Source organism: Variovorax sp. W1I1 (assembly GCF_030815625.1).
Classification (GTDB): Bacteria; Pseudomonadota; Gammaproteobacteria; order Burkholderiales; family Burkholderiaceae_C; genus Variovorax; species Variovorax paradoxus_C.
The window spans coordinates 5,822,411-5,847,340 of sequence record NZ_JAUSWZ010000001.1 but is presented as its reverse complement, the minus strand read 5'-3'; the positions used below and the strand labels follow the sequence as shown (position 1 = coordinate 5,847,340).

Genomic DNA, 24,930 nt, shown 5'->3' with positions numbered 1-24,930 from the left:
TGAGCCTTAGGTCAGCCAGGTGGTGGTGTGGCCGTCAGGGCGCGTGGTCTGGATGCGGTTGCCCAACTCGTCGTAGCGGTGCTGCCAGACTGCCGTCATCGGCTGGCTGCTCGGCCTACCTTCTTCGTCGATCAGGTAATGATGGTGCTCGGTCTTGACGTTGCCCGCAGCATCAGGGAACCACTGCAAGTGAATATGCGGGTTGCGGGCATCGATGAGCTGCCCGTTGCCGTCGTAGGCATAGCTATCGGTCTGGATGCTCTTCGCATCCAGCGTACGCCCGGTTGGCCGGCCCTGGCTGTCCGTGGGCTCGATATACAGCCCCGCGGTGCGCTTCGTCAGGCGCCCCTTGGGATCGAAGTCGAGCTGGGTGACCGCATCGCCTTCGGTGACTTGGCGCAGCACACCCGTGGCAGGGGAGTAGCCGTACACGGTCCTGCTGCCGTCGAACTGCACTTCGGAAAGCAGCTTGCCCAGCGGGTCGTAGCTGAAGCTGTGGGTGCGGCCGTTCTCGTTGCGCAGCGCTGCCAGGCGGCCCAGGCGGTCCCACTGGTAGTCGATGGTGTTGCGGTTGGCGTCGGTGCGCCGAGCGATCTGGCCCGCCACGGTGTATTGATAGCGGGTTTCACGTTGCAGTGCATCGCGGTGCGAGAGCAAGCGGCCTTCGGCATCGTGCGCCAACTGCTCCTCGGTGCCGTCGGGATCGATGATGCGAGTCAGTTGGCCGCGCTCGTAGCGGTACCGAGTGATCTCGCCGGCCGCATTGCTCTGCTTGATCAGACGGCCGCGCTCGTCATAGGCCCAACTGCTGGTCTTGCCCGAGCAGTCGGTGTACGCAACGAGTTGGCCGGCATCGTCATAAGCCAACTGCTTCTTGCCGCCCTTGGCGTCGGTGATCTCCACCGGCAGGCCGTGCTCGTTGTAGGCGTACTCGGTCTTGTGGCCCAGCGGGTCGATTTCCTCAATGAGATTGACGCCCTCGTAGGTGCGCTTCCACGCATGCCCTTCGGCATCGCGAATGCCGGTGAGGTTGTCCATGTCGTCGTGGGCGATGTGCACCGTGCTGTGGTCGGCACGGGTGTGGCTCACGAGGTTGCTGTGCGCGTCGTAGGTGTAGCGGTCCTGGCTGCCATCAGGATGCAGATGCTTGGTGATGTTCTTGTTCGCATCCCGGAAGAACCACTCTTCATGCGCATAGAGCAGTCCGTCCGCACCGCGCACCTCCGGATGAATGATGCGGTAGGTGTAGCCCAGGAAGTCGAAGTAGTAGCGTGTCTGCGCGCCAAGGGCATCGATGACGGTGGCCAGGCGAATGTGCTTGTTCCAGACGATGGTGGTGTCGAAGCTGCCGTCGTCGGCGTGTTCGCGATACGCCTTGGCCTCGGCGCTGTTGTCGGCGCTCAGGCCGATGTCGAAACCGTCTTCGTGCTTCCAATGGAGATGGGTGCCACGGCCGGTGCGGTCTGTATAGCCAGAGATCAGGTGGGTGCTGGCTTTCTCCCCCGCAGCCTGATATTCGTAGTGCCAGCTTTGCTGGTTCTCATCCTGGGCGGCGATGAGATCACTGCTGCCATCGGCCAGCGTCTGATAGGTATAGGCGGCCAGTTGGCGCACGGCCTGTCCATCCTGCACGAGCCACAGGCTTTGGATGCGGCCATGCTCATCGATGGCGGTGCTGACATGGACCTGGCCGCTGACGATATCGGAGAGCTGCCCGCCTTCGTGGCGATAGGCCAACTCGGTCGTGTGACCAGCGCGGGTGCGCTGGCTTGCTGGCCGGTAATGCACGACCTTGTTCTTGGTGCGCGCCTTGCCCTCGCGCATGAACTGGGGGGCGAGCTCGAAGGTCTCGATGTAGTCGCGGGCATGGCTCAGGATGAGCAGGCCGGCATGACCTCGCCCGAGGGTGAGGTCTTCGATGGCATTGTGGTGAGTCTGGCCGACCTTGCCATCCTCGGGTTCGGCCAGCTTGGGGAAGCGGTGCTCGCGGCCATCGGCCGCGAAGTAGCTCAGGCTGCCATCTAAGGCCTGATCGATGCGGGTGGTGTAGGGACTGGTCCACCGAGCACCGAGATAGGCGCTGCTGTCGGTATGTGCGGAGTGATGCTGCGGGTGGTCGTAGGCTGCCAGGCGCGAGTAGTACGTGCGACTCCAGACGATGGGCATGTGGCCCGGCAAGGTGAAGTCGGTATGGACGAAGGTCTCGCTGCCAGTTGCAAAGCTGATGGAGCGAGGCGTTGCGGCACCCGTTTCGCAATTCTTGCAAGCATTGGCATCACGCACCCTCTTTGTGCGTTCTGAGCTCCCCGTGTCCAGCTCCCCTTCCGGCTTCTTCTGCTCGTGCTTTGCGGTGGTCTTGTCATTGACCGTGGTGCCTCCCGCTTTACCTTTGCCCTTGGTGCGAAAGCGCAACACGGCATCCTTGAGCCTCACGAGAAGCCAGGCGATGGACATGCCGGCTCCCGCATTGCCCAACGCCTTGATCTGCGCCTTCGCCGTTTTAGCCAGACTGTCCAACGAGTTGGCGTAGGTGTTCATCAGCTTTGAAGCCTTGCCGCCGCCCTCGGTGTTGCGCATGACCAGGCCGACTCCGGCATTGCCCGCAACCTTGGCGCCTTGCACGACTTTCCCGCCGACATAACCGGCGCCGTCTGCGATTCCGTCCCCGACATCGTCTGCAATCCCCTTGATGGCTCCCCAGACGCCGCTCTCGTAGGTTGTCTCCGGGTCGCGCTTCAAGGGGAGTGCTGGCGCTGGTGCACTGGTATCGAACGGCGTGCCCGATGCGAGCTTGCGCAAGGCATTGCTCAATCCGGAGATCAGGTCGTGCGCCATGGTGGCGGCTTCGTCCAGAATGCTCTCGAGCTTCTGGATGGCCTCGTTCACGAACTTGTCGATCTCACCAGCCAGGGTGGCATTGAGATGGTCAACAAGCAGCACGACGAGGGCATCGTCGAGTCCGTGGCCGACTGTGCGCAACTTGCTTCGCACAAGATGCAGTGCAGGCCTCAGGCTGGTCCGCGCCGCAGCCATGGTCGGGGGGAACGGAATGATGCCGATCAGGTTGATGCCAAGGCTGACCCAGTTGAGCCCCTTTTCGATGCTGCTGGAGGTTTTGTTCTGGACAAGAACGATGATGTCGCACACGGCATCGATGGCCGCCAGGATGTTGCCGAGTATTGGAACGGCACTGGCGACAGTCATGACTCTGTCCACCGTGACGTGGTCGCCGCTGATGCTCTTGAGCCAGTCGTTGACAACTTTCTTGGCGCCCGGAAGCTCTGCAGGGTCGATCTGGTCCAGCGGCTTGACGAACATCTCCTGTTCGTCCTCTTTCTTCGTCATCTCCGCCTGCGACATGTCGGCCATGCTGGAACTCCCTGAGCCGCTTGGCTCTTATCGATTTTTTTGAATGCACTGGATGCGCGCAATGCGCGCGCATGTGGCGTGGGCTTCAGACCGTGGTGTGAGGCAGTACCACGCCCGGTGGCAATCGCGCCACGGCCTTGCCGGCCATGTCTCCAACCACGCTGTTTGCAACCGATGTGACAGCGGTCTTGGCGATGCTGGCGAAATTGCCGCTCGTCACGGCGCGGGCGACACCGGCCGTGGCAGAAACGCTGACCGCGCCACTTGCCGACTTGGCGAGCTGACCGCCAGCCAATGCGGCTGTTGCGCCGATGGCTGCACTGGCTGTGCTGGCTGCGCCACTGGCCTGCTTCATGAGGCCAGCGAGCATGTCGTTTGCAGGAGCGGTTGTCGCGTCCGCAGGGCCATCCGTTTTCTTGGACGGCCATGTAGGGATTCCAAAGTAGCTGGAGTGATCCCACGGATTGCGCGGATCCTTGCCCAATTCAATGCGAGCACCACCCGGTGCCAGTCCCGAGACAGCCGCGAAACCCTTGTCATCGAGCTTGCCAGTCTTGACCTGCCCGGCCGAGTCGGTGACCTTGTAGTCGGCACCCTTCAAGCCATGGCTGTTGGCATAGCGGTGCGTGAGCTCGAGCTGTCCCTTGCCCGGCCTTAGCCCCTCCGGCAGGCTGGGCCGGCTGACACTGCTCGGTCCAACCATGCTGTGCACGCTTGCATGCTGAACATGCGGGCCGGTGGTGCCGCTCTCGATGCTGCCGCCCTTGTAGTGCGCGTAGCTGCCGCCACCACTGATCAGCAACTCCGTCTTGGCCTCGATCCTGATCTTGTCGGCCCGAATGGTGATCTCGTCCTTGGCCAGGAGGTTGATGCAGGTCTTCAGCGCCTGGATGTCAATGTCGGCCTGGGCGGCAACGATCTTGATGCCCTTCTGCGCCGCGAAGAGCTTGATGGCCTGCAGCGCCACGCCCAGCAGGCTGTCGCCGCTGGTGATGCTGGTGTGCTTGCCGCTGGTGAGGGCCGTGTGCTCGACGCTGGCGATGTGCGTGCTGAACTGGCTGGTGGTCTCGATGCCGGCGGGGCTGGCCAGCACCAGGTGCGGCTGGGCCAGCTCGGGGAAGCGCCCGGCTTCGACATCGGCTGCGCCTTGGCCCTTGACCGCATCGTTCTGCTCCTTCAAGGACTTGGCAACTTCAGCCTGGTCGTTGCCCTCCTGGACCTTGTTCTTCTGCGCCTCCTGCGCCCCCGCGTCATGCAGATCTCGGGCTTCGATCAGCCGCTGGCGGGTCTCGCCGCTGTCGAGCAAATGCGCGCGGGCGTTGGGGCGCGCCTCGGTCGTAATGAGCAGGCCCTGCGTGGCACGGATGGCGCCGTGAGCATCGGTGCGCAATTCAAAACCTTCGCCCCGTGCGTCCTGGCGACCTGCATTGCCGTCGATGCGCGTGACGTGGCCGAGGCTCAGCGAACTGCTCTGGTGGTCGCTCTTGAGTTGCGCCTGAATCTTCTGGTCGGTGTCATCCAGGATCAGGTGGTTGGAGCGACTGCCCGAACCGTTGCCGCCTTCCTTGACAAGCTCCCTGCTTCTGAAGCCCGACAAGGCGACTTGACCTGGTAGCTCCCAGGGCGGCAGATTCATCTGGTTGTGCACCCGGCCGGTACAGATGGGCAGGTCCGGGTCGCCGCCGATGAAGTCGACGATCACCTCCTGGCCGATGCGCGGCACATGCACGCCACCGAGTTGGTTGCCGGCCCACGGCGAGCTCACGCGCAGCCAGCAGGTGGAATGCTGGTTCTTCTGGCCCAGGCGATCCCAAGGGAACTGGACCTTGATGCGAGCCAGCTCGTCGGTCCACAGGTTCTCGCCCTCGGGTCCGACGACCAGTGCGACCTGCGGGCCTTGCGTGTGCGGCTTGTGCCGCGACAGTTCGGGGCGCAGCGGTTCAGTGATGGGGTGGGCCGTGAAGTCGACCTCGACGCGCCACTGCTGTTTGCGATGCGGTGCGGCTCCTGTGTCCTGGCTGTCCTGTGCGACGTTCTCGATGAGGAACTGGCTGTCGAGAACGAGGTACTGAATGTTGGCCGCTCCGCGAGGGTGCTTCTGCAACTGAAAAGTGAAGCCGGGGGCCATGCCGCGCAGATTCCCGCTGGCCTTGGCGCGTGCACCGTGAGTACGCAATGCCTGCATGCGCAGCAGCGCAATGCGATCACCCTCTGCAAGAGGCTCGTTGGTACCTGCTCCAGCGCGAGGCTGCGCGTAGTGACTGCCGGCCTGGCCGTCGTGCCATTGGTAGACCTCCTGATCGGCCTGCCCGGTAGGGCGCGGATCGGCGCGCTTGACGCTCAGGTCGGCCTTGGGACGGGTGTAGTCGTAGTCGCGGCTGACGTAGCGCCCGCTGGTGAGCTGGTGGTGTGGAACGAGACTGCTGATGTATTCGGCATCGAGCTTCCAGCCGGGCGCGTGGTACTCGACCTGTCGGTACGCAACGCTGTCCATGGGGACGTGCGCACCCGTGTTGTCGGTGAGCACGAGGCGGTGCTTGCCTTCGCCGTGCGCAAAGTAGAAATTCAGACCCCACTCCTGGCACAAGCGCTCGAAGAACGCGAAATCGCTCTCGTTGAATTGCGTCTGGAAGTCCCGGACGGGGTAGATATCGCTCAAGTGCTTGTCGACGGGGAACACATAGTCCGCCAGCAATTCATCCAGGATCTGGACGACCGTCTTGTTCTGGTAGATCTTGCAGTCGCTGGTCAGCGTGCCCAAGTGCAGCCAGGGGCGCAGAGTGAGCTTGTACTGAACGTGCCGGCCTTCCTCGCCCCAGAGTTGCGCATCGGTGATGAGCGCGTTGATCTGCCGCTCGCCCGCGCCATCGAGTTCAATCAGACAACTGATCTCCTGGCCGACGAAGCTGTCGAGATCGATATCCGCCGCAGCACCAAAGCTGAAATTGAGCGCATCGGGGGTCTTGAGCAGCAATTCATACTCGAACAGACTGTTGATGCCCTCGCGGCCCGAGAGCCGCACGGGCTCCAGCGAATCGGGAATAGCGGAACTAGCAACGGCAAGGGTTCGAGACATCGGCTGGACCTCGGGTGAACGACGGTCCGGCAGTCTCTGGCAGCTGGAACTGCACCGTTGCAAACAATGGTCAACCGGGGCTCACGCCGGGAATTGGCACAGCGAGACGTGAAAAATTTGTGGCGCTGGGCTCGACCATGCCCGGCTCGACACACTACTGCGCGCCCGGTGATACAGCGAAAGGCGGTCTCCACGGCCACCACCGCCCATCCGCCTGGCCGAATGACCTCACGATCATTCAGACCATCTTGTTCCCGGCTTCTCTGCAACGAGCAGACGATGCCCCGAACTTCATTCGGCCTGTGGCTGCTCGCTCTCTCGCCAGCCGCGCATGCGTCGATAGAGCGTGCCGCGCGACACGTTCAACTGGCGCGCCGCCTGCGACACATTGCCGCCGTGCGCCGCGAGCGTCTCCTCGATCAGTTTGCGGCTGTGTTCGCGCAAGGTCTCGGCATGCGGTGTCTGTTCGTCGTCGGTTGCGGTTGTGCAGTCTTCTTCGGCGGCGACCGCATCGACCGTGTGTGCGATGGGCGTCGACGCATGCAGGGCGGGCATCGCCACCGCATGCTTGAAGTCCACGCCGTCCGCGCCCTTCAGATGCGCCTGCACCCACACGCCCAGGCCGCTCGCAAGCCGCAGCGGCTGCGCGGATTCGCGGCGCCCCAGCCGCAGCAGGCTCGCGAGGTCGTGGCCCAGCAGGCATTCCACATCGCGCTCGTCCGCCGCCTCGGGCAAGCGCCCGAGCAAGCGCGCGCCCGCGTTGTTGAGCCACGCGATCGTGCCGTCCGGCGCGACGCCGGCGAGCGCCTCCATCGGCGTGCCGAGCAGCGTCGGGCTCGCCTGGAAACGCAGGATGAGGTGGTCGCGCGACTGCGCCTGCAGCAAGCGGTTCTCGATCGTCGTCGCATAGAGCGACACCATCGATGCCGCATCGAAACCGAAGCGCCGCGCCTCCACCGTGAGGTCGAGCACGCCGGCGAGGCGACCCGTCACGTCGCGGATCGGCGCGGCGGCGCACTGCATCTCGCGCAGCACGTCGAAGTAGTGCTCCGCGCCATCGACCGTGCAGGCCTGTCCGGTGCTCGCGACGATGCCGGGCGCGGTGGTGCCCACGATGCGCTCGGAGATGTTCACGCCCACGCGCGCGGTCTTGCGCAGCACCGGCTGGTGCGCAGCGGCGGGTTGGTGCGTGACGTGCACCACCACGCCGTCGCGATCGGTGAGGATCACGCGGCAGTCGGTGCCGGCGAGCGCGTGCTCCATCTGCCCGAGCTCCTGCCGGGCCACGTCGAGCAGCTCGCGGTTGCGCGCGAGCGTGGCGTGCAGGCGGCTGGGCGTGACGGCATCGAAGGGCACGATGCGCTGGCGGTCGGCATGGGTGCGGGTGCAGCGCATCCATGACTGCAGCACCGCCTCGCCGATGAGGCCCGAGGGCCGCACGCCTTCCTCGAAGAACTGCCGCCGCGCGAGCGCCACGCGCTCCGCGGGCGTGCTGGTGAAGAGCTGGCGCGGCGCATCCGCGGTGCCCAGCCTGTCGAACATGTCGTGAGCCATGGTGCTCGATGCCTCCCTGGATTCGGGGACCACAGCGAATGTGTTCCGCAATGGAACAAGGCTCGATTGGGGAAATCCCGAAGATGAAGGCCGGCGTCGCGCAAACGATCCTTGCAGCACAAGGAGACTCACGATGAAGAAAACCACCACCGGGCTGCATCTGCTGGCCGGCGCATTGTTGTGCCTGGGCGCATCGATGGCGACGGCCCAGAGTCCGCAGGACCGTGCCGCCACCGCGGTGAAGAAGGTCGACGGCAACTTCGTGCGCGCCAACGCGGCGCAGAAAACACCCGACTGGCCCAGCGTCGGCCTCGACTACGCCGAGTCGCGCTTCAGCAAGCTCGACCAGGTGAACGCGGGCAACGTGAAGCAGCTCGGGCTGGTCTGGTCGTACGACCTCGAATCGACGCGCGGGGTGGAAGCCACGCCGCTGGTGGTCGACGGCATCATGTACGTCACCGCCTCGTGGAGCGTGGTGCATGCGATCGACACGCGCACCGGCCAGAAGCTCTGGACCTTCGATCCGCAGGTCGATAAATCCAAAGGCTTCAGGGGCTGCTGCGACGTGGTGAACCGCGGCGTGGCGCTGCACGAAGGCCGCGTCTACGTCGCCGCCTACGACGGCCGGCTCATTGCGCTCGACGCGGCCACGGGCCAGAAGGTGTGGGAGAAGAACACCATCGATGGACAGAAGGGCAGCTACACCATCACCGGCGCGCCCCGCGTCTTCAAGGGCAAGGTCATCATCGGCAACGGCGGCGCCGAGTACGGCGTGCGCGGCTACGTCACCGCCTACGACGCGAAGACCGGCGACCAGAAGTGGCGCTGGTTCGTGGTGCCGGGCGATCCGGCGAAACCCTTCGAGGACGAATCCATGGCGCGCGCCGCCAAGACCTGGGACCCGAGCGGCAAGTACTGGGAGGCCGGCGGCGGCGGCACCGCGTGGGACAGCTTCGCCTTCGACCCCGAACTCAACCTGATGTACGTGGGCACCGGCAACGGATCGCCCTGGGCGCACAAGGCGCGCAGCCCCAAGGGCGGCGACAACCTGTACCTCGGCTCGGTGGTCGCGCTCGACCCCGACACCGGCAAGTACGTGTGGCACTACCAGGAGACGCCCGGCGACAACTGGGACTACACCTCCACGCAGTCGATGATCCTGGCCAACGTCAAGCTCGGCGGCAAGTCGCGCAAGGTGCTGCTGCATGCGCCGAAGAACGGCTTCTTCTTCGTCATCGACCGCACGAATGGCAAGTTCATCTCTGCGAAGAACTTCGTCGAGGTGAACTGGGCCACCGGCTACGACAAGAACGGCCGGCCCATCGAGATCGCCGCCGCGCGGCAGAACGAGAAGCCCGGCGACAGCATCCCCGGCCCCTTCGGCGCGCACAACTGGCACCCGATGTCGTTCAACCCGCAGACGGGGCTGGCCTACCTGCCAGCGCAGCACGTGCCGCTCAACCTCATGGACGACAAGGACTGGAAGTTCGACCAGAACGCCCCGGGCCGTCCGCATGCGGCGCTGGGCTGGAACACCGGCATGTTCGCCAACGCCGAGCCGCCCAAGAGCAAGCCCTTCGGCCGCCTCGTCGCCTGGGACCCGGTCGCGCAGAAGGAAGCATGGGGCGTCGACTACGCCTCGCCCTGGAACGGCGGCACGCTCACCACCGCAGGCAACCTCGTGTTCCAGGGCACGGCCGACGGGCGGCTTCTCGCCTACAACGCGAAGACTGGCGAGAAGCTGTGGGAAACGCCCACCGGCACCGGCGTGGTTGCGGCACCGTCGACGTACATGGTGGACGGCAAGCAGTACGTGTCGGTGGCCGTGGGCTGGGGCGGCGTGTACGGCCTTGCGCAGCGCGCCACCGAGAAGCAGGGGCCGGGCACGGTCTACACCTTCGCGGTCGGCGGCACCGCCAAGATGCCGGACTTCGTGCAGTACCGCATGAGCAAGCTGGTGCAGGGCGTGAAGTACGACCCGGCCAAGGTGCAGGCCGGCACCATGCTCTACGTGAGCAACTGCGTCTTCTGCCACGGCGTGCCGGGCGTGGACCGCGGCGGCAACATCCCCAACCTCGGCTACATGGATTCGGCCTACATCGAGAACCTGGACAAGTTCATCCTCAAGGGCCCGGCCATGGCGCGCGGCATGCCCGACTTCACCGGCAAGCTCTCGGGGGAGGACATCGAGAGCATCAAGGCGTTCATTCAGGGGACGGCGGACGCGGTCCGCCCGAAGTGAAGAAAGGCGGCGGGGTCAGCCCGCCAGCCGCAACTCGTGGATGAGCCCTGCCACGTTGCACACCTGCAGCTTGTCGTAGATCGACTGGATGTGGTTGCGCACCGTGGCCGGCGAGCGGCTCAGGATGCCGGCGATGTCCTTGTGCGTATCGCCGCGCGCCAGCAGTTCGGCGATCGTGCGCTCGCGCGGCGTGAGGCTGTCGGCGCGGCAGCGCATGCGGCTTTTCAGGAACAGCAGGCGCTGCTCTACCCGGTGCGTGACCACGATCGCATGCCCGCTGTAGGGCGCTTCGCCACGCAGAAAGTGCTTGAGCAGCGCATCGGGCAGCGTGCGCCCGCGCCATGAGGGCCACTCCGTCTTCAGCGTCGTCTCGAAGAAGTTGTCGGCGTGATAGAGCACGCCGCGCAGGTCGCCGATGGCCGAGCCGGACGCCGCCTGCGTGCCGGACTCCAGCCGGTCCAGGTGAACGATGCGGTTGAATGCCAGCGCCTGCATCAGGTGCGGCGAGAGGCTCGCCAGGAGGTTCACCTCCTCCGGCTTGCAGTGCGCGTCCGGATCGGCGCGGAACAGCGAGAACCAGTGCATGAAGTTGGACCGCGGATCGCTGTCCATCGTGATGAAGATGTTGTTCTGGTCGTAGCGCTGCACGTAGTCCAGGAACGGCGCGTACTCGGGCCCGCTCCACCAGCTCTTCGAGTGGAAGCCCCGCGTGCCGTGCCCCTTGCCGAAGAAGCTGGCCGCCGCGGAGTCGAGGTGCTTGAAGTCGTCGTACTCCATCATCATCTCGGGCGTCTTGCGGTACAGGTGCAGCGTGTGCACGTCGATTCCCTCGGCCGCAGTGGTGGCCGTGCCCCACATCGAGGCGTCGAAGGGCAGCACCGGCTTGACCAGTTCGAGCGCGGCATCCTGGAAAGCGTCGATCGGCAATTCGTGCGAGAGCCGGTAGAGCTGCACCAGCAGCATGCTGAAGTCATGCAGTTCCGGACGATTCATGGGCCGAGTCTTCCCGCAGTGGCGGGGTACCGCATCCCATGTTTCCGTGATTTGCAAACGCGTACTTTTCTATTCTCTTTCTGGACGGAATGAAGGTTGCTGCGTTTCAAGAATGATGCATTTGCATCATTTTTTCTTCGAAAAGTGAAAGCTATTGTTTGCGGAACGCCGGGAGGCCCGGAGTTTTCAACCCTTTCGAAGAGCCCAAACATGCCCTATCTCACCCGCAAGATTCCCCATGCGCTGTCCGTCGTCACCCTGGCGCTTCTCGCCGCATGCGGAGGGGGTGGAGGAGGCGGGAGCAGCGGCGGCCTGGGCTTCCTCCCACCGGCATCGGGTGGCAACGGCGGCGGCAATCCGCCCCCGGCGGCCAGCACCACGCTCAGCGGCACGGTCGCCACCGGTGCGGCCTTCGCCGGTGCGGCGCTCACGGTCTTCGACCAGACCGGCGCCAAGGTCTGCGAAGTGACCACCACGCCCGAGGGCACCTACACCTGCTCGCTGCCCGCGGGTACCAAGGCGCCGCTGGTGATCCAGGCCGTGCGCGACGACCTCACGCTCTACAGCACCACGGCAAGCACCGCCACCGGCACCACCAACGTGACGCCGCTGACCACGATCATCGTGGCGCAGCTCGCACCCAACGGCGACCCGTCGAAGCTGGCCGCAGCGATCCAGGCCGATGCCGGTGCCGTGACGGCCGGCTCGATCGGCGACCAGGTCGCCAAGCTCGTCGCTGCCCTGCAGCCGCTGCTCACCGCGCTGAACCTCAGCATCGACCCGATGAGCGGCGAGTTCCAGGCCAACGGCTCGGGGCAGGACCGTGTGCTCGATTCGATCAACGTGTCGGTACGCCCCGACGGCACGGCCTCCAACATCGAGATCACCGTCAAGGCGCTGCCGGCGGGCGAAGAGAGCGCGCCGGTGTCCATCGTCTTTCGCAGCGGCGACGCCACCATCGCCCCGCTGCCGGCAGTGGACGCGGCGGCGCTGGTGCAGCCGCCCACGCCGGCCATGGTGCAGGCGCTGCTGGCGCGCATCAACGCCTGCTATGCGCTGCCGCTCGAACAGCGCGTCGACAGCCCCATCAACCAGGACGGCAACGCGTTCGGCACAGCGGCCAACGTGGTCGCGCCCGAATGCCGCACGCTGTTCGTGGGCGACAACCCGGAGAACTTCGTGGCGGCGGGTATTTCCATCGGCCGCGCGGCCGGCGGCGCGCGGCGCCCGTTCGACAGCCTGTTCCGCTTCGGCCCCACCAACCTGAAGCACGACCGCGGCAACTTCGAGTATTTCTATCCCAACGGCGACATCGCGCTCACCTACCGCTGGACCGACGTGGTGGGCAACACCGACAACGACGTGTTCAATGCGAAGGTGGTGGACGGCACGCTCAAGCTCACCGGCAACAGCAACGCCTACCGCGCATTCGTGCGGCCGCAGCTGGAGAAGAAGGACTTCCTGAAGCATCCGAACCTGGTGTATCACTCGGCCGGCTACGCCCTGTCGGTGGACAACGTGCTCAGCCAGGGCAGCCCGATCTTCTCGAAGGTGGTAGCCACCACCGCATCGCTGCCGGGCAAGGAACTGGTGCTGGTGCCCAGGGACGGGCTCACCACGCTGGTGCTCACCTCCGACGGCACGGCGAACGGCACGCCACTGAACTCGTCGGTCTGGCGCATGGCGGCGCGCTACGCGGACCCGGCGCAGCCGGGCAACCCGAGCCAGTTCGAGACCGGCAACCTCTTCGCCGCGCCGCAGTACACCGACGAGCAGCTGGGCAAGATCGCCGATCAGACCGTGTGGAAGCTCGAGTTCTTCCATGCGGCCGGCGGCGAGAACACGGTTCAATACGTGCGCACCTTCTCACGCGCTCCCACCGTTGCCGAAGCCGTGCAGACACCTTTGGTGGAGCTTGCGCCGGCGCTGCGTGCCGAGTTGCTGCAGGAGACCGAGGGCGTTGCCCGGGGTATCGTGTTTCCGGCACCGATCCCGTCGGACCCCGATGCGAACAACATCGACTTCAGCGCCGACGGCAACCTGGATGGCTGGGTGGTGCCGGGCGGCGCGCTCGCGCCCACCACGTTCCTCGTTTCCGGCCGCGGTCCCAACAACAACCGCTTTACCGATTCGATCACCGTACGCACCACCGCCCGCAAGGCGATCATCTACTGCCAGCCGGTGAATACGCAGAGCGACAACCACTGCACCCAGGTGGCCCCCAACGTCTACCAGTACGCCCAAGGCGCCTCGGTCAGCACCTTCGTCTTTACCGCCCGCACCGCGCGTCAGGTCGACGTGCGCAAGAATTTCGAAGTCTGGACCGTCACGCTGCCTTGAGTTTCCTTTGCTGTCACCGCCATGAAAAAGCCGCCGGTCCCGAGGGCCGGCGGCTTTTTCCTTGAAAAGATCGAAAAGAAGATCAGTCGGCGTACACGCCAGCCGCCTTGATGATCGGCCCCCACTTGGCGATTTCAGCCGAGACGAACTTCTTGTGCTCAGCCGGCTGCGTGCGCTTGTCGGTGGTGATCACCGCGCCCAGCGCTTCTTCGCGCTTGATGAAGCCCGGGTCCTTCATGGCGGCCGTGATGGCTTCGTTCAACTTCTTGAGCACCGGTGCCGGCGTGCCCTTGGGGGCGTACACGCCGTGCCAGATCGACACCTCGAAGTCCTTCAGGCCCGATTCGGACAGCGTGGGCAGGTCCTTCAGCGCCGGCGTCGTCAGGCGCTTGGCGGTGGTCACGGCGTAAGCCTTGACCTTCTTGGCCTCGATCTGCGAGGTGGTGTTGGTGGTCTGGTCGCACAGGAGGTCGATCTGGCCGCCCAGCAGGTCGGCGATGGCGGGGGCCGTGCCCTTGTAGGGAACCGGCGTCATCTCGACCTTGATCGCGCTCTGGAACAAGAGGCCGCACAGGTGCGAGGCGGCGCCCAGGCCGGCGTTGCCCAGGTTGATCTTGCCCTTGTTGGCATCGATCCAGGCCGTCAGTTCCTTGTAGTTGTTGGCGGGCAGGCCGGGCTTGCCGATCAGCGTCATCGGCACTTCGTTGACCATGCCCAGATATTCGAAATCGGTCTCGACGTTGAACGGGAGCTTGCGATAGAGCGCCGGCATCGTGGACATGCCGATGTGGTTCAGGAGCAGTGTGTAGCCGTCGGGGTTGGCGCGCGCCACCTTGGCGGTGCCGATGGAGCTGCCGGCACCGGCGGTGTTGTCCACCACGATGGTGGTGCCGAGCGTCTTCTGCATGGCTTCTGCCAGGTCGCGTGCAACGCGGTCGGTCGGGCCGCCGGCTGCGAAAGGCACCACCAGCGTGACGGTCTTGCCTGCGGGGAAATCCTGGGCGTGAGCGCCGACGGCGGCGGCGGCGATCGCGGTAAGGGCAAGCAATTTCTTCATGAAGTCTCCGGGGCGGTTGAGTTTGAAAATCGGCCGCGATCTTATAGGCTGACCACCGCCTGACCTATACCGAATAGCCCTTAGGTCCGTGACGAAATCCGCCCCTTTGCGTTCGGCGTGGGCGCCCCCTCTTCGGGGCTGCCGGCGCTCGGCTCCCGGGGCATCGCGCGCATCGACGGGCGGCCGGCTTCATCGCCTGTGTGTTCGCACAGTCGGTCGTCATCGCCTGGATGGCGCGGCGCGCCAGCGACGCAAATACGGGCGTGCGTAAAGCGTCGTAAGAGAAGGTTGCCGCCCGTCGAACTGTCCGACAGGCGGACCCGGCGCATGCCGATGCGTGGGACCTGCGAGCGCCCTAGGGTGAAGTTTCGTCGACCCCGAAATTCAGAAATTCATCCACCCACCCACTCACTCACTCACAAGGAGCACATCCATGCCCACCATCACCACCTCGTCCCTCGACGGAATGAAAGTTGCCATCCTCGTTGCGGACGGCTTCGAGCAGGTCGAGATGACCGAGCCGCGCCAGGCGCTCGACCGTGCCGGCGCGCACACGCAGATCGTGTCCCCCATGGACGGCAGCGTGCGCGGCTGGAACCACCACGATCCGGCCGACACCTTCGAGGTCGATGTGCCACTCAAGGGCGCGAAGGCCGAGGACTTCGATGCGCTGCTGCTGCCCGGCGGCGTCGTCAACCCGGACACCTTGCGCATCGATGAGCAGGCCGTGGCCTTCGTGCGCGCCTTCGTCGAGGCGGACAAGCCGATTGCCGCGATTTGCCACGGCCCGTGGACCCTGATCGACGCGGGCGGCGTCAAGGGCCGCAAGATGACCTCGTGGCCCTCCCTGCGCGCCGACCTGCAGAACGCGGGCGCGCAGTGGAGCGACAAGGAGGTCGTGGTCGACAACAACCTCGTGACCAGCCGCAAGCCCGACGACCTGCCGGCCTTCAATCGAGAGATGACGAAGATGTTCGAGCTGGCGTACGAGGCGGCCCTGCACTAGAGCCAATGCTCAGGTTCAGCGCGCGATGTCGGGTCCCGTGTAGCGGGCGCGCGGCCGGATCAGCTGTCCCGTGGCCTGCTGCTCGAGCACATGCGCCGTCCAGCCGACCGTGCGCGCCAGCGCGAACAGCATCAGCGGCGCATCGGCTGGCAGCTTGTGCACTGTCGCCATGGCGGCCAGTGCGAAGTCGATGTTCGCCGCTTCGCCCAGCAGCTTCTCGCCGGTGGCGCGCAGTTCGGCGAAAGCCGGCGGCAGTTCGATGACCTCAAGCAACGCGGCGCAGCGCGCATCGCCCGCCGGATAGAGCGGATGCCCGAAGGCCGCGAGCGGCCGGTCATGTGCCAGCCATTCGCGCACGGCGGCTTCGCTGCCGAGCGTCGAGACGCTGCGCATCAGGGCCTGCACGGCGGCCGCCGCCCCACCGTGCAAAGGGCCGGTCAGCGTAGACAAGCCCGTGAGCAGGCAAGCCGCGAGCGAGGCGCCCGTGGAGGCCGTCACGCGCGCGGCGAAAGTCGATGCGTTGAGTTCATGGTCGGCCATCAGCACCAGCGCGCGGCGCAGCACATCGGCTGCGCGCGGCCGGTGCCAGGCGGCAGCGAGCCGTGTGTGCAGGTGTGTCGCTTTAGGGGAGATCGACGGACCGAGCAGCGCATCGGCGAGCGTGCCGATCACATCCGCGGCCTCGGCCTGCAGCACGCTGCGTGAACGGCCGCGCGAAGGCGGGTCGGTGGCGGCGCGCGCGGCGAGTGCGAGCAAGCCGGCCTGCAACGGCGTCGCGGCTTTGTCGATGTGCGCCGGTCCGGAACTCGCGGCCGCGAAGCGCGGTGGCGCGCTTTCCCACAACAGTCCCGCGATGTCTTCGAGCGTGGCGTGTTGCGCCAGCTCGCAGGCGTCCTGCCCGCGATACCAGAGCCGTCCGTCGGCCACCGTCGACACCGCAGAGGGAAGCACCGGCTCACCCCACTGGATGGCCTCGCTCGCCACCGTTTCGCTGCTGCGCCGGCCGCGCGTGCGCGCCGCGATGCGCTGCACGTCGTCGCGGTGATAGAGGCTGCGGCGCGGGTCCGTCGCATCGGGCTTGGCGCGGACGCGCCCGCGGCTCACGCTCGCATAAAGCGTCTGTGGACGCACCTGCATCAGTTCGAGCGCTTCGGCGGCCGGAAGCCAGAGAGGAGCCTTGGTCATGTTGATGGAATAGATCAAGATTGACGTCAATATTAGCCTCGCCAGAATCAACGTCATCGTGACAAATCAGGAGTACGAAGCGATGAATGACGAAGATGGACTTGGCGGGCTCGAAGGTGTCGTGGCCGCGCACACGGTGCTGTCCGAAGTGGACGGCGCCGCCGGCCGGCTGGTGATCCGCGGCCACCAGCTCGACGAGATCGCGCAGCGCTGGCGCTATGAAGACGTGGTGGCGCTGTTGTTCCAGGGCTTCTTCGACACGGTGCCGAATGCCGCCGCACTGCGCGGCGCCCTCGGCCGCGCGCGCCGCGAAGCCTTCGAGCGCCTGCAGCCCAACGACGATGCGGTGCTGCGCAAGATGCCGCCGATCGAGGCGGTGCGCGCGCTGCTCGCGCGGCTGCCCGATGGCGACGACCTCGCCACCGCGTTGCGGCTGGTCGCGGCGCCCGCCGTCTACACCGCGGCCGTGATGCGCTGGCGCCTCGGCGTGCAGGCCCTCGCGCCCGACGAGTCGCTGCCCTATGCGGCCGACATGCTGCGCATGCTGCACGGCCGCACACCCACGGCCGCGCAGGCCGCCGCGCTCGACACCTACCTCGTCACCGTGTGCGACCACGGCCTCAACGCCTCGACCTTCGCGGCGCGCGTGGTCGCATCGACAGGGGCGGGCCTGGCATCGGCGGTGCTCGCCGGCATCAGCGCGCTCAAGGGTCCGCTGCACGGCGGCGCGCCCGGCCCGGTGCTCGATGCGCTCGATGCCATCGGCACCGCGGCCAACGCGCGCCACTGGCTCGAAGGCGCGGTGGCCAGCGGCCAGCGCCTGATGGGCTTCGGCCATCGCATCTACCGCGTGCGCGATCCGCGCGCCGACGCGCTCAAGGGCGCGCTGCGCCGGTTGAGCGTGGAGGGCAGCGTCAACGCCGCGCGCTTCGAACTGGCCGAAGCCGCCGAGCAGGCCGCGCTGGCGATCCTGCGCGAAAAGAAGCCAGACCGCGCCTTGGAGACCAACGTCGAGTTCTATACCGCGCTGCTGCTAGAAGCCCTGGGCTTCGGCCGCGAGAGCTTCACCTGCGTGTTCGCCGCGGGCCGCTTGAGCGGATGGGTGGCGCATGCGCGCGAGCAGGTGAAGAAGGGGCGGCTGATCCGACCGCAATCGGTGTACGTGGGCCCCATGCCGCAAGACGCCGATACCGAACTCGCGCACTGACTCGCGCACCGAGCCGACTGCTTTTCGGGCGCATCTGTCGCAATCCGATACCCTCGCCGTTTTCGCGCACCGGGGCCTCCGCCGGCCGCACCGCGTGTCATGTAAGGCGAAGGTATCCCCAATGACGACATCCTCGATCGAGCGCGTGCAGCGCCTGCCCAAAGACCTCGCGCTCATCGCTCTGGCCATCCAGGCCGGTGTCGCTGTGGCCGGCATCGGCGCGCAACTGATCTGGTCGCCTTATGCCGAAGACATGCGTCGGGTCTATGCCACGGCGCAAACCCTGGTACCGATGCTGTCGTCGGCCTTCGTGAACTGGGCGTTCGCCGCCCTTCTGACCTGGTGCTTCGCACGCCATGCGCTCGATCGCCATGGGCCCGCCGGACTGGCGCGTCCAGCAGGTGCCCGCGGCATCTTCGGCGTCGTCTTCTTGCTACTGGTGCTGGCGCAGGGTTATGTGCTGGCGCCGCTGGTCCATCAGGCGGCACTGTCCTATATCCAGAACACCGCGGGGTCGATGGCCGCTGCGGGCTTTGTCTTCGCGCTGAGTTCGGTGTTGCAGTTGGTGCTGGTGGCGCTGATCGCGGGGTTCGCCTGCTGGCTGGCGCTGCGGCGCCAAACTGGCGGCAGCGCCGGCGGTGTGGATGCTTCGGCGCACGAGGTTTCTTCCTCGTCGTCTCCGCGCGCCGCCATCGCATGGGTCGTCGGCGTGTTCTTCGTGTGCCTGCAGATGTTGATGAGCAGCCTGTTCCAGGGCTGGATCGGCATGCAGCAGGCTCCAGGCGCCGGCCCGCTCGTGCTGGGTTGGGTCGTCGCGCCGCTGGTGGTCCTCGCACTGACGTTCTGGGGCGCCTGGATGGGCGCGCGCGAGGCCGTACAGCCGCGACCGCTGCGCGCCATCGCCGCATCGGCGCTGGCTTTCGTGCTGCTGCAACTGGTCTGCATCGCCATTGCCATCGCGTGGATGCTGTGGGTCCTGCGCCCCGGCCACGTGGACAACATCGTCGGCCCCGCGGTGGGGCTGGCGGTCATCTACGTGGTTCTGATGGTGATGCTGACGCGGTCGACCGTGGGTTGGCTCTACAGCCGCTACTTGTAGCTGCGCGCGTCCTCGATCACCTTGCCGTCGTTCGGCAGCGTGCCCGGTGCCACCAACTCGATGGTCCCGCGCAGCTTGGTCACCTCGCGCACCGCATCGGCAATGCGCGCATCGAGCCCGTCCGGCGTGCCGGCGCATTCGAGCCTGAAGGTCATCTGGTCGTCGCCCATCTCCCCCGACACCACGAGGCGCGCGCGCTGGATCTCGGGGAAACGCCGCACGATCTCCGCCACCTGCGACGGGTGCACGAACATGCCACGCACCTTGGTCGTCTGGTCGGCGCGACCCATCCAGCCCTTGATGCGCTTGTTGGTGCGGCCGGTGGGGCAGGCGCCCGCGAGCACGGCCGAGAGGTCGCCGGTGCCGAAGCGCACCAGCGGGTAGTCTGGGTTGAAACTGGTGACGACGATCTCGCCCACCTCGCCATCGGGCACCGGGTCGCCGGTGCCGGGGCGCACGATCTCGACCAGCACGCCCTCGTCGATCACCAGGCCTTCGCGCGCGCTGGTCTCGTACGCGACGAGGCCGAGGTCGGCGGTGGCGTAGCACTGCGTTCCCTTCACGCCATGCGCGGCGATCCAGTCGTGCAGGCTGGGCGGAAAGGCTTCGCCGGAGACGAGTGCCTTGATGAAGGGCAGCTTCTGGCCTTTCTCCTCGGCCTTCTCCAGCAATATCTTCAGGAAGCTCGGTGTGCCCGCATAGCCTGCGGGCTTCAGGTCGGCAATGGCTTCGAGCTGCTGTTCGGTCTGGCCGGTGCCGCCCGCGAACACGGTGCAGCCCAGGGCGTGCGCACCGGTTTCCATGATGGAGCCGGCCGGCGTCATGTGGTAGCTGAAGCTGTTGTGGATGAGGTCGCCGCTGCGAAAGCCGGCCGCATGCAGCGCGCGCGCCGTGCGCCAGTAGTCGCGCGCTTCGCCCTCGGGTTCGTAGATGGTGCCGGGGCTCGCGAACACACGCGGCATGCGAGGCCCGCGCACGATCGATGCGAAGCCGCCGAAAGGATCGTCGGCGCGACGTTGCTTCTGCAGCTCAAGCAATTCCGATTTGCGCGTGACCGGCAGTTGCTCGAGCGCCTGGCGCGTCGTGATGTCCACGGGCTTCACGCCGTCGAGGATCTTCTTGAAGGCGGACGTGGCTGTCTGTGCCTGCGCGATCTGTTTGGGCAATGCGGCGAGCATGTCGCGCTCGCGTTCGGCGGGGTCACGGATCTCTAGCTTGTCGTAGTGGTCGGTCATGTCCGTACCCTTCATCTTTTCAGTTCAGTGTCTTTGCTGACGGGTGTTCTTCAGGGCGTGTGCACAACAGGCCACCGGGTACCTGGACGCGCTGCTGATGCGTGGCCTATCAACGACTGCACCGAATAACGAGCGCGCCGATGGAGTGCCTTGCGCAGCGAAATCAAGGAGGAGGCGAAGCCGGGGGACATTCGCGGAGCAAGGTACCCCGTCGGCGTGATCGCGCCCTGGACGACGACGGCACACAGGCGATTCAAGCCAGCCACCTCTTGCGCCGCTTGTAGCTCTTCACATCCCTGAAGCTCTTGCGATCGGCACCGCCGACGCCAAGGTAGAACTCCTTCACGTCCTCGTTCTCGCGCAGGCTCTTGGCCTCGCCGTCCATCACGATGCGGCCGTTTTCCAGGATGTAGCCGTAGTCGGCGTAGCGCAGCGCCATGTTGGTGTTCTGCTCGGCCAAAAGGAAGGTCACGTGTTCCTTGGTGTTGAGGTCTTTCACGATCTCGAACACCTCTTCCACGATCTGCGGTGCGAGGCCCATCGAGGGTTCGTCCAGCAGCACCATCGTCGGGTTGGCCATCAGCGCGCGGCCAATGGCGCACATCTGCTGCTCGCCGCCCGAGGTGTAGGCCGCCTGCGAGGTGCGCCGTGTCTTCAGGCGCGGGAAATACGCATATACCTTCTCCAGCGTCTGCTGCACCGCGGCTTTGCCGTCGGTGCGCGTGTAGGCGCCGGTCATCAGGTTCTCTTCGATCGTGAGGTGGGCGAAGCAGTGGCGGCCTTCCATCACCTGGATGAGCCCGCGCTTGACCAGCTCGGCCGGCGACAGCGCCTCGATGCGGTCGCCGCGCAGCTCGATGGTGCCCTTGGTCACCGCGCCGCGCTCGCCCGCAAGCAGGTTGCTCACCGCGCGCAGCGTGGTCGTCTTGCCCGCGCCGTTGCCGCCGAGCAGCGCCACGATGCCGCCTTCGGGCACGGTGAGCGAGACGCCCTTGAGCACGAGGATCACGTGGTTGTAGATAACCTCGATGCCGTTGACGTTGAGAAGGATTTTGGGTTCGCTCATGGTGTGGTCCGAAGCATTCGCAAGGACAGCAGGGGCTGCCGTCCTTGCGAATGGCGGCTCTTGCGAGCCGCCACCGCACTTTCTTTGGGTGTCAGTGCATCAGGACTGGCAATCGGCCGCTTCGCGGCGCGTCAGCTTCTTCTCGCCGGCGTACTTGTCGGCGGCAGCCTTCACCATCGGCTTGATGATCTGTTCGTCGGCTTCATACCAGTCGGACATGCCGCCCCACTTGGCGCCGTCCCACGTGTGCACGCGTGCCCAGGTCGAGCCCATGTGGTCCTGGCACGAGGTGCTCACCGGACGCATCACGCCCGAGAAGCCGAGTGCGTCGAGCTTCTTCTGGTCGAGCGCGAGGTTTTCCATGCCCCAACGCACCTGCTCGCCGGTCATGACCTTGCCCTTGCCGAAGCGTTCCTGCGCGCGCTTGACGGCCTCGATGGTCAGCATCTGGATGATCACGCCGCGCGTGTAGAGCACCGAGCCCACTTCTTCCTTCGGACCCGTGCCCTGGCCCTTGTCGTGCACCTGCTTCAGGATCTCCTGGATCACCTTGGGCTGCGTGCCCGAGGTGTTGAGCGCGAGCGCGTTGTAGCCCTTGGCGTTGGCGCCCACGTCCTTCACGTCGGGTTCGGCGCCGGCCCACCACACGCCGTACATCTTCTCGCGCGGGTAGCCCGTGGCCACGGCTTCCTTCAGGGCGGTGGAGTTCATCACGCCCCAGCCCCACAGCAGCACGAAGTCGGGCCGCGACTGGCGCACCTGCAGCCAGGCCGACTTCTGTTCCACGCCGGGCGCGGTCACCGGAATCAGCGAGAGCTCGAAGCCGTTCTGCTTGGCGCGTTCCTGCAGGAGCGGAATCGGCTCCTTGCCGAACGGCGAGTCGTGATAGACGAGGGCGATCTTCTTGCCCTTGAGCTTGTCCATGCCGCCTTCTTTTTTGCCGATGTGCTGGATCAGGATGTCGGCCGCGGTCCAGTAGCTGCCCATCAGCGGGAAGTTCCACTTGAACACGCCGCCGTCCTGCGAGGCCGAGAGGCCGTAGCCCAGCGTGATGAGCGGGATCTTGTCGTTGGGCACCTTGTCGGTCAGCGCGAAGGTGATGCCGGTGGCTTGCGGATCGAACAGCGCGACGCCCGGGCGGCCCTTCAGGCGTTCGTAGCATTCCACGCCCTTGTCGGTGGCGTAGCCGGTCTCGCACTCTTCATAGGCGATCTTCACGCCGTTCATGCCGCCGGTGGCGTTGACGTACTTGATGTAGTCCTGCTTGCCGTTGGCCCAGGGCGTGCCGTTGGGCGCATAGGGGCCGGTGCGATACACCAGGAGCGGGAAGAACTGCTCCTTGGCCTGCGCCTGTGCGAGCGATGGCGCGAGCATGGCGCCGAGGGTGCTGGCCACCAGGGCGGCGGTCAGAGCGAGCGATTTCAGTTTCATGCCTGTCTCCTTTTGTGGGCACCTCGGTGCCGGTTTTTACGAACGAACGAACGGAACTCTCGAAATGCGTTGTCAGTGCGGGAAGGGCCAGAGCCGCAACTTCTCCTTGGCCGTGGACCACAGCCGCGCGAGGCCGTGCGGCTCGACGATCAGAAAGAACACGATCAACGCGCCGAAGATCATGGTCTCCAGGTGCGAGGCCAGCGCGGTCGAAATCGAGAAGCCCAGCCACGCGGGCAACTGGTTCAGAAAGAGCGGCAAGAGCACGATGAACGCAGCGCCGAAGAAGCTGCCCATGATCGAGCCGAGCCCGCCGATGATCACCATGAACAGCAGCTGGAACGAGCGGTCGATGCTGAACGCCGCCGGCTCCCACGCACCCAGGTGAATGAAGCCCCACAGCGCGCCGGCCACGCCGACGATGAAGCTGCTCACCGCAAAGGCCGTGAGCTTGGCGTACACCGGGCGAATGCCGATCACCGCGGCAGCCACGTCCATGTCGCGCATCGCCATCCACTCGCGGCCGATGGCGCTGCGCACCAGGTTCTTTGCCAGCAGCGCGAACACCACCACGAAGATGAGGCAGAACAAATACTTCTGCACCGGCGATTCGATCGGCATGCCGAACACGTTGAGCCCCGCCACGCTCACCGAACCCGACGACGAGTTGTTGGTGAACCACTGGATGCGCAGGAACGCCCAGTCGGTGAAGAACTGCGCGGCCAGCGTGGCCACCGCGAGGTACAGGCCCTTGATGCGCAGGCTCGGAATGCCGAAGAGCACGCCGATCACCGTGGCGCACAGGCCCCCCAGCAGCAGCGAGGCGATGAGCGGCATGCCGTCGATGCGCACCTGGAAGTTGTAGGCCGCATACGCGCCCACCGCCATGAAGGCGCCGGTGCCCAGCGAGATCTGTCCGCAGTAGCCGACCAGGATGTTGAGGCCGAGCGCTGCGAGCGACAGGATCAAAAAGGGCGTGAGGATGGCGCGCATCCAGTAGTCGGACACGCCCAGCGGCACGACGATGAACGCCACGAGCAGCAGCACCAGCATCGCGATGCGGTCCTGAGCGATGGGCAGGATCTGTTGATCGGCCCTGTAGCTCGACTTGAACTGGCCGTTTTCTCTATAGAACATGGCTCAGACCCGATCAATGATTTTTTCGCCGAACAAGCCCTGGGGCCGAACCAGCAGGAAGACGAGCGCCAACACGTAGGCGAACCAGATCTCGATGCCGCCACCGAGCATGGGGCCGAGATAGATTTCAGACAGCTTTTCGCCCACGCCGATCAAGAGGCCGCCGATGATCGCGCCCGGAATCGAGGTGAGTCCGCCGAGGATCACCACCGGCAGCGCCTTCAGCGCCACCAGCGAGAGAGAAAACTGCACGCCGAGCTTGGAGCCCCAGATGATCCCGGCCACCAGTGCCGAGAAGCCGGCCACCGACCACACGATCACCCAGATGCGCTTGAGCGGAATGCCGATGGACTGCGCGGCCTGGTGGTCGTCGGCCACTGCGCGCAGCGCCCGGCCGGTGGCGGTTTTCTGGAAGAAGATGGCCAGCACCACCACGAGCGCGGCCGAGACCGCTGCGGCCACCAGGTCTTCCTGGCTCAGCAGCAGGCCACCGGGGAAGGTGCCTTCGAGCACCATCAGCGGTTCCTTGGGCATGCCCACGTCGATCTTGTAGATGTCGTTGCCGAAGATCGTCTGGCCCACGCCATCGAGGAAGTAGGCGATGCCCAGCGTGGCCATCAGTAGCGTGATGCCTTCCTGGTTCACCAGCTTGCTGAGCGCGAGCCGTTCGATGAGCCAGGCCACCACCACCATCACCGCCATCGCTGCGATGAAGGCCAGGATGTTCGCGAGGATGAGGCTCTGGAAGCCGAACCACAGCGGGAACCACTCGGAGAACCGCGCCATGGCGAGTGCCGCGAACAGCACCATCGCGCCCTGCGCGAAGTTGAAGACGCCCGAGGCCTTGTAGATCAGCACGAAGCCGATGGCGATCAGCGAATAGAGCATGCCGACCATGAGGCCGCCAAACAATGTCTCTAGGAAAAAGCCCAT

Annotated in this window: 16 protein-coding genes; 5 read left to right on the top strand and 11 right to left on the bottom strand. The window is 65.7% G+C overall.

Annotated elements, in window-relative coordinates:
• Positions 1–6 precede the first annotated feature (6 nt).
• The 3 genes from QFZ83_RS27160 to QFZ83_RS27150 form a co-directional block, all read right to left on the bottom strand.
• Positions 7–3,369: a DUF6531 domain-containing protein gene (locus QFZ83_RS27160; protein ID WP_307511470.1), complete on the bottom strand. Its 3,363-nt coding sequence runs from the start codon at positions 3,367–3,369 to the stop codon at positions 7–9.
• Between the two features lie 85 nt (positions 3,370–3,454).
• Entirely contained in the window at positions 3,455–6,391 is a 2,937-nt protein-coding gene (locus QFZ83_RS27155) for a type VI secretion system Vgr family protein (RefSeq protein ID WP_373457514.1), read from the bottom strand.
• Positions 6,392–6,736: 345 nt separating this feature from the next.
• Positions 6,737–7,999 carry a helix-turn-helix domain-containing protein gene (locus QFZ83_RS27150; RefSeq protein ID WP_307511465.1) on the bottom strand — a complete coding sequence of 421 codons (1,263 nt, stop codon included), beginning with the start codon at positions 7,997–7,999 and terminating at the stop codon, positions 6,737–6,739.
• 133 nt (positions 8,000–8,132) lie between these two features.
• On the opposite strand from QFZ83_RS27150, the gene QFZ83_RS27145 reads away from it, so the two are divergent.
• The gene (locus tag QFZ83_RS27145) at positions 8,133–10,241 is read left to right on the top strand and encodes a PQQ-dependent dehydrogenase, methanol/ethanol family (protein WP_307511463.1); all 2,109 of its coding nucleotides are present in this window, start codon (positions 8,133–8,135) and stop codon (positions 10,239–10,241) included.
• A 15-nt stretch (positions 10,242–10,256) separates the two neighbouring features.
• Here the strand turns inward: QFZ83_RS27145 and QFZ83_RS27140 are convergent, their stop codons facing one another.
• Positions 10,257–11,234, bottom strand: a complete 978-nt coding sequence (locus QFZ83_RS27140) for a helix-turn-helix transcriptional regulator (protein WP_306882070.1) — start codon at positions 11,232–11,234, stop codon at positions 10,257–10,259.
• A gap of 210 nt (positions 11,235–11,444) precedes the next feature.
• Between QFZ83_RS27140 and QFZ83_RS27135 the strand changes: the two genes are divergently transcribed.
• Complete coding sequence (locus QFZ83_RS27135; RefSeq protein ID WP_307511461.1) at positions 11,445–13,574, top strand: carboxypeptidase regulatory-like domain-containing protein; 2,130 nt, start codon at positions 11,445–11,447, stop codon at positions 13,572–13,574.
• Positions 13,575–13,656: 82 nt separating this feature from the next.
• Here QFZ83_RS27135 and QFZ83_RS27130 read toward each other — a convergent pair whose 3' ends face one another.
• The gene (locus QFZ83_RS27130; RefSeq protein WP_013544074.1) at positions 13,657–14,631 is read right to left on the bottom strand and encodes a tripartite tricarboxylate transporter substrate-binding protein; all 975 of its coding nucleotides are present in this window, start codon (positions 14,629–14,631) and stop codon (positions 13,657–13,659) included.
• Positions 14,632–15,064: 433 nt separating this feature from the next.
• On the opposite strand from QFZ83_RS27130, the gene QFZ83_RS27125 reads away from it, so the two are divergent.
• A complete protein-coding gene (locus QFZ83_RS27125) occupies positions 15,065–15,637 on the top strand; it encodes a type 1 glutamine amidotransferase domain-containing protein (protein ID WP_307511459.1) in 573 nt (190 codons plus the stop codon).
• A 15-nt stretch (positions 15,638–15,652) separates the two neighbouring features.
• On the opposite strand, the gene QFZ83_RS27120 is transcribed toward QFZ83_RS27125, so the two are convergent.
• Entirely contained in the window at positions 15,653–16,822 is a 1,170-nt protein-coding gene (locus QFZ83_RS27120; protein ID WP_307511458.1) for a citrate synthase, read from the bottom strand.
• An 82-nt stretch (positions 16,823–16,904) separates the two neighbouring features.
• Between QFZ83_RS27120 and QFZ83_RS27115 the strand changes: the two genes are divergently transcribed.
• Together QFZ83_RS27115 and QFZ83_RS27110 are read left to right on the top strand one after the other, a co-directional pair.
• The gene (locus tag QFZ83_RS27115) at positions 16,905–18,029 is read left to right on the top strand and encodes a citrate synthase/methylcitrate synthase (protein WP_307511456.1); all 1,125 of its coding nucleotides are present in this window, start codon (positions 16,905–16,907) and stop codon (positions 18,027–18,029) included.
• A gap of 121 nt (positions 18,030–18,150) precedes the next feature.
• The gene (locus tag QFZ83_RS27110; RefSeq protein WP_307511454.1) at positions 18,151–19,128 is read left to right on the top strand and encodes a hypothetical protein; all 978 of its coding nucleotides are present in this window, start codon (positions 18,151–18,153) and stop codon (positions 19,126–19,128) included.
• Here the strand turns inward: QFZ83_RS27110 and QFZ83_RS27105 are convergent.
• The 5 genes from QFZ83_RS27105 to QFZ83_RS27085 form a co-directional block, all read right to left on the bottom strand.
• Positions 19,119–20,363: a phenylacetate--CoA ligase family protein gene (locus tag QFZ83_RS27105; RefSeq protein WP_307511453.1), complete on the bottom strand. Its 1,245-nt coding sequence runs from the start codon at positions 20,361–20,363 to the stop codon at positions 19,119–19,121. The two genes, QFZ83_RS27110 and QFZ83_RS27105, sit on opposite strands and share 10 nt — an antisense overlap.
• Positions 20,364–20,616: 253 nt before the next feature.
• Positions 20,617–21,429, bottom strand: a complete 813-nt coding sequence (locus QFZ83_RS27100; RefSeq protein ID WP_307511451.1) for an ABC transporter ATP-binding protein — start codon at positions 21,427–21,429, stop codon at positions 20,617–20,619.
• 99 nt (positions 21,430–21,528) lie between these two features.
• On the bottom strand, positions 21,529–22,860 hold the full coding sequence (locus QFZ83_RS27095; RefSeq protein ID WP_307511449.1) for an ABC transporter substrate-binding protein: 1,332 nt from the start codon (positions 22,858–22,860) through the stop codon (positions 21,529–21,531).
• Between the two features lie 72 nt (positions 22,861–22,932).
• Positions 22,933–23,997 carry a branched-chain amino acid ABC transporter permease gene (locus QFZ83_RS27090; protein WP_306882063.1) on the bottom strand — a complete coding sequence of 355 codons (1,065 nt, stop codon included), beginning with the start codon at positions 23,995–23,997 and terminating at the stop codon, positions 22,933–22,935.
• Positions 23,998–24,000: 3 nt separating this feature from the next.
• Positions 24,001–24,930 (bottom strand): branched-chain amino acid ABC transporter permease, encoded by a 930-nt coding sequence (locus QFZ83_RS27085; RefSeq protein ID WP_013544060.1) that lies wholly within the window; start codon positions 24,928–24,930, stop codon positions 24,001–24,003.